Below are 14,518 nucleotides of genomic sequence, written 5' to 3'. Positions count from 1 at the left end.
ACTACTCTCCGTTATCTACGTCCTTAGAATGAATAACCGTCAGTGGAGGTTGCTCAATGAATTGAGGTGGATTTAAAACGGTTGTTACTGCTGTCCCTTCTAAATAATTATCAGGCCAAGTTAGCGACACTAATTCACCATCTTCTAATCCCGCACTGATATAGGCATATTTAAGATCCGTACGCGCAACCACCACTTTCCGCATTTGAGTTAAACCATTACTATTGACTAATACCACCTGATCATTTCGAATCACATGCCGATGTAATTTAACCGCATTAGCAATCGGCTTCGCTGCAATTTTAGCCGTCACAAAAGCCCCAAAATTTAATACACCGGTTCGTTGTTGAATAGATAAGCGCCGTTGATAAGGATCAATAACATCAACAATGAGATAAACCATTCGACTTTGAGGATCAATCACGCCCTCTGTACCGATAAAACGTGCTGTCCAATGCTGAAAATCTTGGCCATGGTGCTCATTGGTTAGAATGACTGTTGTATTAGGCGAATTTGGATCAATAAATGAAAAAGCTTGAGGGGTAACAGGAAGACGAATACGAGCAACATCAGTACCGTATATAATCCCTAATTGCTCACCAATATTGACATGGCTGCCAACATTGATATGTTTTTCAGTAATTAAACCATCAAATGGGGCAGTAATAATAGTGCGAGCAACATTCCGTTGCGCCCGAGCTAATGCTGCTTGAGCAAATTTAACATTAGCTTGTTGTTGTTTTCGTTGAGGAATACGCAACCCTAACGCTGATTGCTTAGTTGTAGAGATATGACTTAAGGTTTTTTTTGCCACGATACCACGAGCAATTTCTTGCGCCAAGAGTGCCTTTGCTTGAGCGAATGTTGCCTCGGCTTGAGCGAGATCAGCATGATAATCAGCGTCATCTAAATGGGCTAATACCTCACCTTTGCGGACAAACTGCCCTACCGCAAAAGCAGGCGACAAACGGTTAACAACGCCACTCACTTGCGCGACTAATTCTGCTTGATGCTTTGGCTTAACCATACCATAGGAGCTAACATTAAATGCTAATTGTTGCTTTTTCACCGCCATCACTTCAAGCACAGGCACTATGGTTTCGACGATTTTTTGTTGAGTCTGTGGCCGATTTAATAATAGCGCTGCGGATAAGCCCACAAACAACAATAAAATCACTACCGGTAAATAACGCCGGATAAAAATACTCATGCTATTGAATCCCTTACTAGCAAACCAAAACGAAATATCGCTTTAATTTCAGTGTAGAGCATGAGTACATGGTGTGATGTTTATAAACGTAATTAAGCCATAATAACCGTCAAATCATAACCACATCGATAGTTCATAATGATACTGTTACCGCTTAAGAAGTTGGCCAAAATTAGGCGCCTTATTACCATAGATTTTATGTATTAATACCATTAATAGCTCACCACAAGCTATCGCATCAAATAGTGAATTATGTGCCTGATATTCGGGTAAACCTACACTACAACGCGCACTGCCTAAACGGGCATCATGATGTAATATTTGGGTGTTATATAAAGATTGATACAGTGGTAACGTATCTAGCCACAATAATGGACAGTCATGAAGTTGATATTTATGCTGTAAATAAGTACTAATAAACCCTTGTTCCATAAAGCTGCCATGGGCAATACCGACTTTTCCCGTTAATGCCACCAGCAACCGCATCATCACCTCATCGAGTGCCTGTCCCTGTAATAACATTGCATGATCAATATGATTAATCACCGCGCTATCTGGTTTGATAATTGCTGTAGAGTTCACCAATTCATTAACACTCGTACTGAGATCTACAGCATTAACCATCATAGAGACATACCCTACCGATAAAATCTGATCTTGCTGCGCATCAAACCCTGTGGTTTCAAAATCAATCGCTAATAATGGCCATTGGCTAATCAACGTTAAAGGTTGTGGTAGCGGCGCACTAAATAACGCTTTAATTGGCGGAGGTAAATCTGGGTGTTGCTGCAATAAGGTAATCCGCCGTTGATATAAATCACGCAGATGATTACCAAATAAGCGTTGCCACCATTGATGCCGCTGGAACGTAAAAAGGACTTTATTATTGGTAGCCATTAGCAAAACTTCATTTTCATTATTTCTTGATAGCTAGTAACTAACTTAAACGTTTCGCGTAAATGGGTGCGCTCAAAACTATTAAACGCATTAGGGTTGATATGATTATTAGGTATTTTACCTTGCTGTAATGCTTGAAGTTGATGGCTATAACGGATTTGAGAAATAAATTGAAACGCCCCTAATAAGTCCTTAAATGTCGCTTCATTAATAACTTTGTGCTCTAACAATAACTGTAATCTTTCTTCAGTATTAGCTTTATAGACCACAGCACCATCCGTGGTAAATAATTGTGCTATGAGTTGTAAATATTGCACGCGTACTAGGTTTACAATAATACTCAATGCCGCGCTTTTAATATCGAGAGTATTCGCGTTTTCACCTTCTTTAACCAAGACCCAATTTCTAAAAATACTCAGCGGTGGTTTTTGTAGTAAGGCATTACGCGCTAATGCTGATATCACGCGCGCATTATGAACCAGTTGTTGGCACATACATGCTTGTAAATCATTCACTAACTGTGGGTTTCCCGTAATATAACGACTATCAAGAAAAACACTCATCTCAAGTAACAAATCATATTCAGGATTAATCGCCCACTTTTGATAGTAAGTTTTCCACACTGCTAATGGCTGGCACCATTTATGAGTCACCGCCATAAAACGCCCACTACATAACTCATAGCCACATAGTGCCATCCCTTTACTGACATACATGGCTAAATGGTGAAAGTACACTTTATCAGCCTCAGTCGCATTATCAGCTAAAATCAAACCGTGATCTTGATCAGAAAGCATGTGAACTTCATTGCGAGCATGTGAACCTGCAACTATCCAGCAATACTCACACGGAGCGGCACCTAAATACACTTCAGCCATCACGACTAAACGCCGATTGTAGGCATCCATAATCATAGCCATTACTTGTCCAATCACACCAATGGCCACTTTAGCTTCAACTAACGCTTCAAAAATAGCTTGTCGTTCAATAGTCAGTTTAGCGAGCTGTTCTAAGCGTTCGATCTTATTAATTTTATCAATTAAAAAAATTGCTTGGATACGATGATTTTGCACTAAATCCGATGGCGTAATTAACCCTATTGGTATCCCGTTATCAACCACTGGAATATTTTTTATTCCGTGTTGCATCATTAACGCTGCCGCCGTGATCACTAAATCCCCACGTTTAACACTATAAGGATTTTCCGTCATGACTGCAGTGATCATCTCTGTGGTCGGAATACCTTCAGCAACCACTCGCTTAGTCATATCTTTATCGGTGATCAGCCCAACAAATTGATTATTTTGCATAATAAACGCGCAGGATGAGTTGGCATTAACTCGCATCGCTTTCGCAACAGCCTGAATAGTTTGGGTACTTTCAACTAATACTATTTGTGAATTAAGCACATCGATAATCGGCTTAAAAAATAACCCTTTCTCATGCTGTGACCACACAACATTTAATCCACTTTGAAGCCTACTTTGCGCATGCGATCCAAAATGGGCTAAAGCATCCGGTTGATCTTTTAACTTTAGTAATAGCGCATTAATCGATAAACAATAAATCAACGCATCTTCAATCACCGTAATAGTATAAGGATCACTGGCTGTATTCGTTTCAGCTTGTGTTAATCGAGAAAAACCAAAAAAGTCTTCTGCGGCTAATCTAGCCCTTAAAGTACCATCAAGGTTCCGTTGCTCAACCGCCCCAGTTCGTAATAAATACAACTGATCACTTTCTTGTAAATCAATCACTTCACCTTTGCCAAAATAGCGAATAGTGATCATTCCAGCAACATCGCGTAACGTTTTTGGGGTTAATTTATCGAACGGATCAACCGCGGCCATAAATTCAATAATATTAGGAATCAAGGTTTCAGACATATCATTAATCGCTCGTATCACTTAACCATTATTTTGTAATCGTTACCATCATGATTGTTGGATAAATCACAATAAAATGAGAGCAAATCTTATGATCTGCTTTCATTATTTCATCTCATAACAGTACTATTACCAAAATACCGAATAGAGTACAGCAAGAATAATTAAGATCGCATAAGCCCCAAGATTAAACATCTTATCGGTTTTAAACATCTCAGGATCTAAATCAATCGCTTTCTTATCTACCGCTGACGTTGAGCTACCTAAACTCACTAGCACGATCACTGCCATTGTAAATAATAAGGTATACATCATCTGATCCAAAAACGGCATATTTAATGGCATAAACTTAAGGAACAGTGCAAATGGGATTGATAATAACACCCCGACAATTGCCCCTTTACTGTTCGTTTTATGCCAGAATAAACCCAATAAGAATACAGCTAAAATACCAGGACTAACTAAACCAGTATATTCCTGAATATATTGGAACGCTTGACCAATACCACCCAACATTGGCGCAACAATACACGCAATAATCAATGCAATAATCGCACTTGCACGGCCGACATTCACCAATCTGCTATCACTCGAATCAGGTGAAATATATTCTTTATAAATATCCATGGTAAAAATAGTTGCGGTTGAATTCAACATCGAGGCTAGCGACGAAACTATCGCAGCAGCAAGAGCTGCAAACACCATACCTTTAAGACCAATAGGTAAAAATTGGGTTAGCCATGGATAAGCTTTATCTGCATGGGCAAAGGTAGGAATATTGGTTTGGCCTATATCGCCTAAACCAGCAAGTAAACCACTATCGTTAGTAATAACATAGGCAGCAATACCAGGAATAACAACAAGGAAAGGCACGATTAATTTTAAAAACGCTGCAAAAACAATACCTTTCTGAGCTTCACCAATTGATTTTGCAGCTAATGTACGTTGAATAATATATTGATTAAATCCCCAGTAATAAAGGTTAGCAACCCATAAGCCACCAATTAAAACAGCAATACCAGGTAGATTCATATACTGCGGATTATCTTGATCAAGGATCATTGTAAAATGTTCAGGTGCAGCGGCAGCCATACGCGATAAACCGCCCAAAAGTCCATCCGTACCACCAATATAAAGTACAGCGATCACTGTCGTAATTAAACCGCCAACAATAAGGAAGAAGACTTGAATAACATCAGTCCATACTACCGCAGATAAACCACCATAAATTGAGTAAACCAATGCAAAAAGGGCAAGTCCTAAAATAGAATAAACCAGAGGGATACCAAGAATAGTTTGTAGTGCTAAGCCACCTAAATACAATACAGACGTTAAGTTTACAAACACATACAGTGCAATCCAGAACACCGCTAAAATAGTCTTCAAATTTTTATTAAAACGTTGCTCAACAAATTCAGGAATAGTGTAAATACCTTTACTAATAAATATCGGTAGAAAATATTTACCAACAATTATCAAGGTTAATGCCGACATCCATTCGTAAGATGCAATTGCAAGGCCAATCGAATAGCCTGAGCCTGACATACCAATAAACTGTTCTGCTGAAATATTCGCCGCAATAAGTGATGAACCAACCGCCCACCAAGGTAAAGATTTACCCGCGAGGAAATAATCCTCTGTGGTTTTGGTATGTCCTTTTTTATTGCGAGAAACAAATAACCCTACCCCAATAATAATTAATACATAGATAACAAAGACTGCAATATCTATACTCGACAACCCTAAGTAAGACGACATGATGTAACTCCATGATAAATACTGTAACCAATTGTAAACGTTATCACGAGGTAAATAATGCGAAACCTCACACTCTGTGTTACTGGTATTTACTGATCACGGATACTGTGTAGTAGATCTCAATCATGGTTAAAAACGAATATATTACCCATTGTCATAGCTAGCATGTGATAACGGCAACAGAAAAAAACGTTGATTTCGTTTAGGTCATTAATAGATCTATATAAGGATTGAAAATGCTTTTTTTGCCCTTATTTATATATAAAGAGGCTGTAAAGATACGGTTAAATGTCGATGAATTATCAATAGGGTCTCTTTACAATAAAACACAGTACATTTTTTATGTAGATATAGTTTTTAAAAATCAATATGTTAATGGTGATCGTTAAAAAACATTAGAAAAACTAATCAAAAACTATTGACGAAAACTTACCGGAAGCATATATTAATTACACGAACTGCCAGATGGAGTTCAAACCGCTATTAAGATTCGCCTTATTAGGGAATGCCTTATTAGCACTTATTATACCGAATCAATGTCCTAACGGATTGATTCACTTAGTTCGCTGTTAAGTCGCCTAGTCGATAACGACACACTTAACAAACAACTAAGGCTATTGCTTATTATTGAGGATAGTTTTATGCGTAATGTAGATTTTACTCCCCTATACCGTCACGCTATTGGTTTTGACCGCTTATTTAACCTTGTTGAAGCAAGCAGTACTAAAACCCAAGCGGCGGGATACCCTCCGTACAATATCGAACAAACGGATGAGAACAACTACCGTATCACTATGGCAGTTGCTGGTTTCTCTGAAGAGCGTTTAGATCTTACTCAAAACGAGAATATGCTTGTTGTTACTGGTACTCGTGCACCAGAAGAAGACAAGAACTTTATTTACCAGGGTATTGCTGAACGTAACTTTGAACGTAAATTCCAACTTGCTGATTACGTAAGTGTTGTTGGTGCGAATCTAGAAAATGGTCTACTCCATATTGACCTTTTCCGTGAAGTACCAGAAGCAATGCAACCACGTAAAATTGCAATTGGACAATCAGCATCAGTAGCACCAACTGCCGAGTAAAACTCGCCGTTGTAAGTGCTCCTCTAGTAATAACGTTGAGCTATTAGCATCACCAATAACGCCTGTATTTAGGCTATGACTAATAGCTCCGTCACTATTCAACCCTATTATGGGTTATTCAAAAATTTAGTTGGATTGATTATTGTTATTCCAAAGGCTCACATGAACGATTTTCATGGACCTTAACGGCACACCTATTAAGCCGTGATTCGAATAAGAAAAACTAATCAACTCAGCGCACAAAGGATATTAAAATATGAGTAAGATTATCGGTATTGACTTAGGTACAACTAACTCTTGTGTTGCTGTTTTAGACGGTGATACACCACGTGTTATTGAAAATGCGGAAGGTGAACGTACCACTGCATCAATTATTGCTTACACTGATGGTGAAACCTTAGTCGGTCAACCAGCAAAACGTCAGGCAGTCACTAACCCTGAGAATACTTTGTTTGCGATTAAGCGTTTAATTGGTCGTCGTTTTGACGATGACGAAGTTCAACGCGATCTTGATATCATGCCTTACAAAATTGTAAAAGCAGATAACGGCGACGCATGGGTTGAAGCGAAAGGCCAAAAAATGGCAGCACCACAAGTTTCTGCTGAAATATTGAAGAAAATGAAAAAAACAGCAGAAGAATACTTAGGTGAGAAAGTAACAGGCGCGGTTATTACCGTTCCGGCTTACTTTAATGATGCTCAACGTCAAGCAACAAAAGATGCTGGTCGTATTGCAGGTCTAGATGTTAAGCGTATTATCAATGAACCAACAGCTGCAGCATTAGCTTATGGTCTAGATAAAAAAACTGGCGACAGTGTGATCGCAGTTTACGACTTAGGTGGTGGTACATTCGATATTTCTATCATCGAAATTGATAATGTCGATGGTGAACAAACATTTGAAGTACTAGCTACAAATGGTGATACTCACCTTGGTGGTGAAGACTTTGATACTCGCTTAATTAACTACCTTGTGAGCGAATTTAAGAAAGATCAAGGTATCGACCTTAAAAATGATCCGTTAGCGATGCAACGTGTAAAAGAAGCCGCTGAAAAAGCGAAGATCGAATTGTCATCAGCACAACAGACTGATGTTAATTTACCTTACGTTACAGCGGATGCAACAGGTCCTAAACACTTGAATGTTAAGATCACACGTGCAAAATTGGAATCACTGGTTGAAGACCTAGTACAAGGTACACTAGAGCCTGTAAAATTAGCATTAAAAGACGCTAACTTGAATGTGAGTGATATTACTGATGTTATCTTAGTCGGTGGTCAAACACGGATGCCTATGGTACAAAAAGTAGTAACAGACTTCTTTGGCAAAGAGCCACGTAAAGATGTCAACCCTGATGAAGCGGTTGCTATGGGTGCTGCAATCCAAGCTGGTGTTTTAGCCGGTGATGTTAAAGATGTGCTATTACTTGATGTAACACCACTATCATTTGGTATTGAAACCATGGGTGGTGTGATGACAACCTTGATTGATAAGAACACGACGATTCCAACAAAAGCTAATCAAGTGTTCTCTACTGCTGAAGATAATCAAAATGCAGTAACGATCCATGTTCTTCAAGGTGAGCGTAAACAAGCAGTACATAATAAATCATTAGGTCAGTTTAACCTTGAAGGCATTCAAGCTGCACCACGTGGTATGCCACAAATTGATGTCACATTTGATTTAGATGCGGATGGTATTTTAAATGTATCCGCCACAGACAAAGCGACAGGTAAAGCACAAAAGATCACTATTCAAGCATCAGGCGGTTTAACGGACGCTGAAATTGAGAAGATGGTTCAAGAAGCGGAAGCTAACAAAGACGCAGACAAACAGTTTGAAGAGTTAGTCATTGCGCGTAACCAAGCAGACCAATTGATTCATAGCACCCGTAAGCAAATGACTGAAGCAGGTGATAGTTTCCCTGAAGCAGAGAAAACAAACATTGAAGCTGCTATCACAGCACTTGAAGCGGTTAAATCTAGCGATGATAAAGCCGCAATAGATACTCAAACTCAAGCACTGATGACAGCGGCACAAAAAATAATGGAACATGCTCAGGCTCAAACCCAAGCAAATACTCAAGGACAATCTGACGCGAACCAACAACAAACCGCGAAAGATGATGATGTTGTAGATGCTGAGTTTGAAGAAATGAAGTAAAACGTTACTGTTGCTGCCTCGATAATAGGCAGCACATAACATAAACTTCACAATAACAATGGGCGTAGGGATTTTAATCTCTCGCCCTTTTCGACGATCACAATAGAGAGAGAATCCCATTAGGCTAACTATCTGTGCCCTTTTAAATCATTAACCACTTAAGCGTAATGCTATTTTTGGTTATTATATGCTTAGACGTACGATTTAGAATGTTCCAGATAGTTGTCCCGATAGGGATAAGAGGTGTTACCAATGTCAAAACGCGATTTTTATGAAGTTCTTGGTGTCGCCAAAACTGCATCTGAGAAAGAAATTAAGAAAGCTTACAAAAAGCTAGCAATGAAATTTCACCCTGATAAAAACCCAGATGATCCAACTGCAGCAGATAAATTCAAAGAAGTAAAAGCTGCCTATGAAATCTTAATGGATAAAGAAAAACGCACTGCTTACGATCAGTTTGGTCATAATGCGTTTGAAAATCCAGGTATGGGTGGGGGTCATGGCGGAGGTCATCAAGGCTTTGGTCAGCAAGGTGGTTACAGCGATTTTGAAGACATGTTTGGTGGTGCTTTTGGCGACATGTTCTCTAATGCACGCGGTGGTCGAGGTGGTTTCGGTGGTCGTCACTCAACTCGCCCTCAAAAAGGTGAAGATCTTCAATACACCATGGAAATTGATCTAGAGGATGCGATTAACGGCGCATCACGTGTTATCGATTTACCTGTGTTTGAAGGTAATACGCAAACCAATAAAAAACTTAACATCAAGATCCCTGCTGGTATCGAAGATGGTGGTCGTATCCGCTTAACGGGTAAAGGTCATCCAGGTGTTAATGGTGGTGCTCAGGGTGATGTTTATATTCAAATGAATATTCGCCCTCATCCACGTTATACTCGTGAAGGTAATAACCTTCTTTGTAAAGCGACCACTGATTTTGTAACCGCAGCATTAGGCGGCAAGGTGGAAGTAAATACCTTAGGCGGCGCAATCAGTTTGAAAATACCAGAAGGTACTCAATCAGGCCGTAAATTCCGTCTTAAAGGTAAAGGGGTTACAGATCGCAAAGGCAACACCGGTGATTTAATTGTCCAGCTTGTCATTGAAACACCACAGAACCTTAGCGAACGCCAAAAAGAATTGCTGAATGAGTTTGCAGCAGCTTAACCAGCGCTAAAATAGACCTATTCGATAATGAAGCCAATATCAACGAATGTTATCATTCCAAGATATTGGCTTTTTTGCATTCAACTTAGATTAAAAGTAGGAACAACTATGCTGAAAAAAATCATTACCACTAGTTTGTTAGTGATTACTGGCATCAGCTTCACTGCCTCTTGTGCATTTGCTGCAAACGTCATGGATATCAACCGGGCTGTAGAAAATAGTCGTCATTTGCTTGAAGGAGAAACCTTCACTCTCGATGAGCCTTGCCGTATATTTGCTAACTACAATTACAAGATCTATCACTGCCAAGCAATGATCGCTCCACTCGCATTAATTAAAGATAAAACCTTAGCTGCGACCAAAGAGGATGATAACCTACTCCATCGTCAAATCGCTTTTGTACATAAAGAAGATGGCTTTGCTATATTTCGATTACTGCCCGTTTCCACTCACCCTATCGCTGAAGAAAATGACGACGATAGTAGCTATACACCACCAGCGGCGGCCAAAAAACAGCTGTCATTTTTAGGGTTTAAAGGTAGCCATAAAGAAGAAAAATGAGTTAATAATCGCTCATCTTAAATGGCTTAATAACGTAATCATCTACAATAAAATCACTTTGTCATGATCTGTAAATAATTCAGTAAAATTAACTACGCCTTTGGCTAAAGCCGATCTAGAATACGCAGCAATCACTATGCTGCGTTATTTCTATACTAAATTTATGAGTCTGATCTTTATCCGTTATGATTGAACATAAAATTGAACAATGGGGCATTCGCCGCGTTGAAAAACACCTTAGCCGTAATCAGCCCTTATTTACGCGAATTTCAGATAAAAGATTATGTCAGCTTTGTGTTGGCTTATCATTCTTGATTGGTTTTATGACAACGTTCGTTATCGTCGCGTTTGAAATTTATCTTGAGCTATTAGGTGAGAATTGGTTAGCCTGGGACAATTTGGCCAAACTACTAACGATCAATATTGTTTTTATTGGCTTAGAATTATTACTATTATTTGAAATCGGTTTTATAACCACCGCACTACTGATCAACCGAGCCAGTGCAGAGAATCACTTCTGTGACAAAATGAAAGCATCATTAGTCCGAGCTGTAATGGAACTCTCAGAGCCTATTGATAATATCCACGGCATCAAACCATATAAAGCACTGAGTAAGTTTCGCTATATCAAAGTTGCCCTTTATTCAGGTAAAGATATTCTGAGTAACTTTCTAATCAAAGCGGTATTACAAAAATCAATTTCACGCAGTAGCGTACGAGTTTATATACCGTTAATCTCAACCTTAATTACAGGATTTTGGGATGCATGGGTCCAACAAAAGGCATTACGTGAAGTGAGATTACGAATTTCAGCGCGTATTTATGTACTGAATCAAGTCACTATCCACCAGCAGAAACCAGTATCAATGACTTATCGCACCGCCCTATTACGTTGTATTGCTGTGCGCCAAAGTTATAAACAAGAATGTGATGTTAATTTAGAATTATTCTATGACGAGATTTATAAGCAAGCCCCAGTAATGCTAACAGATATAGAATCACCAACATTGCTATTACAAAGTTTAAGCCTATTAAACTCTACAGAATATAACGATGTAATCAATATACTCACAACTTTGCTCTTTTTCCGCCAACGCTTAACAGCAAATGAAAAAAAACTCTTGGCTCAATGCGGTATTATTCAGCAGCAGAAAATCAATCCGTTATTAGCCTAAACATCTAGAGCACGGGTTATTTACTTTTAATCAGTAAGAGTAAATAACCCATATTCTATTTATAATTGATCACTCGCCACCATAACTAAAGAATCATTTATCTATAATAATGGCAACGTTGATCCATTAATCTTTATTCTGCATTTGCTTTTTAAGGCGGGCTAAATTAATTGGGTTAGAGCGCACAGTGAAAGTAATATGTTCATATTCATATTCTTCCTTGGTCACACTCATGCTTGAACGAATTTCACCAATAATACCATTAGCTGTATACGGCACGACGATTTGATCTTCAATCATCTCGCCCTGCGCCACACTCACGATATATTGATGTAATTTAGTAATATCAGCCGGATTACGGGTCGATGTCATGATCGCATCAGGAAATTCAGCCATCAATGATTGCTGCTGCTCAACGCTCAATTGATCAGATTTATTTAACACTAATTGCTTAGGGATGTCATCCACGCCCACTTCATGCAGTACTTCATGTACAACATCAAGCTGCGAACGGAAAGAAGAATCCGATGCATCAACCACATATAACAATAAAGAGGCATCATGTGCTTCTGCTAGTGTCGAGTAGAATGAGGCCACTAAGTCGTGGGGAAGCTTTTTAATAAAACCAACCGTATCTGAAACTAAAATACGAGGCTGAGTAATTGGCTGTAAGGCACGCACTGTAGTATCAAGGGTGGCAAATAGTTTGTTCTCCACGAGCACTTCACTACCTGTCAATGCACGCATCATCGATGACTTACCCGCATTGGTATAGCCCACTAATGCTACACAAAACAATTCAGATCGTTGGGCACGACGACCTTTAAGCTCATCTTGTACACTAACGAGTTCGCGTCGTAACTCAGCTAATTGATCACGTATTTTACGACGATCTAACTCAAGGGTCGTTTCACCTGCACCTTTACCCATTTGACGTTCTTTATTGCCACTGGTTGACTCACGCAAGCGTGGTGCTAAATAATTAAGGCGCGCAATTTCAACCTGTAATCGTGCTGTTCGAGTACGAGCATGACGGCTAAATATTTCAATAATAATACCGGTGCGATCAAAGACCTCAACACCTAATTGATTTTCCACATTACGTAATTGTGATGGACTTAAATCGCAATCAAAGACCACTACATCAGCGCTACCAAACGGTAAGTCTTCACTCGGTAGTTCACTAAAAAGCATCTCATCAACAATATCATCGTCATCGTCGAAATCATCCACAATGCCTTGATTACCCGTCAAGTGCGCTATTTCAGCCATTTTACCTGAACCGAGCACATTCATGCGTTGAGTTGAACTTAGCTTTTGTGATTGAGTACCGACAACTTTAAAACCAAGAGTGGTAACTAGACGTGCCAATTCAGCTAATGATGCTTTGGCTTCATCACCTTTAAACTGCGGCGTTTGGATTGAAATCAGTAAAGCGCGATTACGCGAGGCTTTTGCTGTTAATTGCATATTTTTCTATTGTGCACATACGCGCACCCTATTTTTTATATTTCCTCCATCCTACGCTGTTATCAATCAGCTTTATATAAAAATAGCCCTTCGTTTAGATTATCGCTTAAACGTATTAGTCTTTAAATTCTACTTTCTCAAATAACGGCGAGTATTATCAGCTAATATCAAGGTTAACTGCTCAACTGATATTTGATGGTAGTTAGCTACTGCGGCGATAATATCAACAATCATACTTGGATCACCTATCTTGCCGTTATATTTACATGGCGCATCAGATTCAACCAACATCATCGAGAATGGTATGGCTTGCACAAATTGCCAATAATGATCATCGACGAAAATCCACGGGCTAACTGAGATAAAATGACCTTGTTGATGCAGTTGCGTTAGATGAGATAATGATCCTTCATACCAATGAAATAACGCCCCTCCAACACCATATTGGTTTAATATTGGTAGTGCTAACTCAATATCATCCTCCACAACATGTAAATTGACAGGTAAATTATAATCCGCAGCAATTGCGACAAAACGTGCCATTAACTGTGCGCCTTGCTGTTTTAACAACTGTTTCTGTAAAGCCGTTTTGTCATCAAGATAAAAGAAAGGAATACCGATTTCACCAATACCACTCAGCAAACGATGATGTTGATGGATCAGCGCAATAACTGCTTCTATCATAGCTTCATCTGCGGCGACTTCAGGATGAATACCTAAAAACAATTCAATCGCATCAGGATATTGTTGCTTTAGTGCTAGTACTTGTATTGCACTTTTAAGGGTCATCGATACAGACCCTATTTTACCCCCATCAGCAATAAATTTAGCTATATTATCCGCACTTACCTGATCTGAATGACAATGAATATCCGTAACCATTATTCGCAAATTCCTATTATTAATATTAAGAGAGCCAAACGACGACCTCTGCACTCTAGTTTATACGTCCTTAGAGCTAAAAATAGCAGCTTCATTCTCTAGTTGCCGAAACTACATTACCGCTATTTAAACCAAAATCATATCTACTCTCAAAAGTACACGACAGCTATATATAAAAACGCTTTCAGCAATACGCTCACTGAAGCAATCTATCCTAATATAGTTCAGCTGCAATAAAACACCATTCAAAATCAATTGCACAATGT

Annotated in this window: 11 protein-coding genes; 5 read left to right on the top strand and 6 right to left on the bottom strand. The window is 39.1% G+C overall.

What is annotated here, in order from left to right:
* Position 1: 1 nt before the first annotated feature.
* The 4 genes from C0W29_RS07880 to C0W29_RS07865 all read right to left on the bottom strand — a co-directional run bounded on the left by C0W29_RS07880 (position 2) and on the right by C0W29_RS07865 (position 5,751).
* Positions 2 to 1,210: an efflux RND transporter periplasmic adaptor subunit gene (locus tag C0W29_RS07880; RefSeq protein ID WP_045045146.1), complete on the bottom strand. Its 1,209-nt coding sequence runs from the start codon at positions 1,208 to 1,210 to the stop codon at positions 2 to 4.
* Positions 1,211 to 1,357: 147 nt separating this feature from the next.
* Positions 1,358 to 2,107, bottom strand: coding sequence for a 3'-5' exonuclease (locus C0W29_RS07875; protein WP_080888868.1), 750 nt, complete (start codon positions 2,105 to 2,107; stop codon positions 1,358 to 1,360).
* Complete coding sequence (locus C0W29_RS07870; RefSeq protein ID WP_045045147.1) at positions 2,107 to 3,993, bottom strand: DUF294 nucleotidyltransferase-like domain-containing protein; 1,887 nt, start codon at positions 3,991 to 3,993, stop codon at positions 2,107 to 2,109. Before C0W29_RS07870 ends, C0W29_RS07875 begins: the two co-directional genes overlap by 1 nt.
* 129 nt (positions 3,994 to 4,122) lie before the next feature.
* Positions 4,123 to 5,751: a sodium/sugar symporter gene (locus tag C0W29_RS07865; RefSeq protein ID WP_045042500.1), complete on the bottom strand. Its 1,629-nt coding sequence runs from the start codon at positions 5,749 to 5,751 to the stop codon at positions 4,123 to 4,125.
* A 641-nt stretch (positions 5,752 to 6,392) separates the two neighbouring features.
* On the opposite strand from C0W29_RS07865, the gene C0W29_RS07860 reads away from it, so the two are divergent.
* The 5 genes from C0W29_RS07860 to C0W29_RS07840 all read left to right on the top strand — a co-directional run bounded on the left by C0W29_RS07860 (position 6,393) and on the right by C0W29_RS07840 (position 11,900).
* Positions 6,393 to 6,836: an Hsp20 family protein gene (locus C0W29_RS07860; RefSeq protein ID WP_036790956.1), complete on the top strand. Its 444-nt coding sequence runs from the start codon at positions 6,393 to 6,395 to the stop codon at positions 6,834 to 6,836.
* 256 nt (positions 6,837 to 7,092) lie between these two features.
* Positions 7,093 to 9,000 carry a molecular chaperone DnaK gene (gene dnaK, locus C0W29_RS07855; protein WP_045042499.1) on the top strand — a complete coding sequence of 636 codons (1,908 nt, stop codon included), beginning with the start codon at positions 7,093 to 7,095 and terminating at the stop codon, positions 8,998 to 9,000.
* A 252-nt stretch (positions 9,001 to 9,252) separates the two neighbouring features.
* The gene (locus C0W29_RS07850) at positions 9,253 to 10,164 is read left to right on the top strand and encodes a DnaJ C-terminal domain-containing protein (RefSeq protein WP_045042498.1); all 912 of its coding nucleotides are present in this window, start codon (positions 9,253 to 9,255) and stop codon (positions 10,162 to 10,164) included.
* A gap of 108 nt (positions 10,165 to 10,272) precedes the next feature.
* On the top strand, positions 10,273 to 10,725 hold the full coding sequence (locus C0W29_RS07845; protein WP_045042497.1) for a hypothetical protein: 453 nt from the start codon (positions 10,273 to 10,275) through the stop codon (positions 10,723 to 10,725).
* 185 nt (positions 10,726 to 10,910) lie between these two features.
* Positions 10,911 to 11,900 (top strand): LBF_2804 family protein, encoded by a 990-nt coding sequence (locus C0W29_RS07840; RefSeq protein ID WP_045067126.1) that lies wholly within the window; start codon positions 10,911 to 10,913, stop codon positions 11,898 to 11,900.
* Between the two features lie 126 nt (positions 11,901 to 12,026).
* On the opposite strand, the gene hflX is transcribed toward C0W29_RS07840, so the two are convergent.
* Positions 12,027 to 13,370, bottom strand: coding sequence for a GTPase HflX (gene hflX / locus C0W29_RS07835; RefSeq protein WP_045045148.1), 1,344 nt, complete (start codon positions 13,368 to 13,370; stop codon positions 12,027 to 12,029).
* 129 nt (positions 13,371 to 13,499) lie between these two features.
* A complete protein-coding gene (locus C0W29_RS07830; protein ID WP_045042495.1) occupies positions 13,500 to 14,252 on the bottom strand; it encodes a TatD family hydrolase in 753 nt (250 codons plus the stop codon).
* Between the last annotated feature and the right edge of the window lie 266 nt (positions 14,253 to 14,518).

It is taken from the genome of Photobacterium kishitanii (assembly GCF_003026355.1).
Lineage (GTDB): Bacteria > Pseudomonadota > Gammaproteobacteria > Enterobacterales > Vibrionaceae > Photobacterium > Photobacterium kishitanii.
The sequence above is the reverse complement of the archived record's forward strand: the minus strand, read 5'-3'. Positions and strand labels throughout refer to the sequence as shown.

Coding starts and splice junctions, on each gene's coding strand:
- C0W29_RS07850 (WP_045042498.1), top strand. CDS start 9,253: ATGTCAAAACGCGATTTTTATGAAGTTCTTGGTGTCGCCAAAACTGCA.
- C0W29_RS07870 (WP_045045147.1), bottom strand. CDS start 3,993: ATGTCTGAAACCTTGATTCCTAATATTATTGAATTTATGGCCGCGGTT.
- C0W29_RS07845 (WP_045042497.1), top strand. CDS start 10,273: ATGCTGAAAAAAATCATTACCACTAGTTTGTTAGTGATTACTGGCATC.
- C0W29_RS07830 (WP_045042495.1), bottom strand. CDS start 14,252: ATGGTTACGGATATTCATTGTCATTCAGATCAGGTAAGTGCGGATAAT.
- C0W29_RS07840 (WP_045067126.1), top strand. CDS start 10,911: ATGATTGAACATAAAATTGAACAATGGGGCATTCGCCGCGTTGAAAAA.
- C0W29_RS07875 (WP_080888868.1), bottom strand. CDS start 2,107: ATGGCTACCAATAATAAAGTCCTTTTTACGTTCCAGCGGCATCAATGG.
- C0W29_RS07860 (WP_036790956.1), top strand. CDS start 6,393: ATGCGTAATGTAGATTTTACTCCCCTATACCGTCACGCTATTGGTTTT.
- dnaK (WP_045042499.1), top strand. CDS start 7,093: ATGAGTAAGATTATCGGTATTGACTTAGGTACAACTAACTCTTGTGTT.
- hflX (WP_045045148.1), bottom strand. CDS start 13,370: ATGCAATTAACAGCAAAAGCCTCGCGTAATCGCGCTTTACTGATTTCA.
- C0W29_RS07865 (WP_045042500.1), bottom strand. CDS start 5,751: ATGTCGTCTTACTTAGGGTTGTCGAGTATAGATATTGCAGTCTTTGTT.
- C0W29_RS07880 (WP_045045146.1), bottom strand. CDS start 1,210: ATGAGTATTTTTATCCGGCGTTATTTACCGGTAGTGATTTTATTGTTG.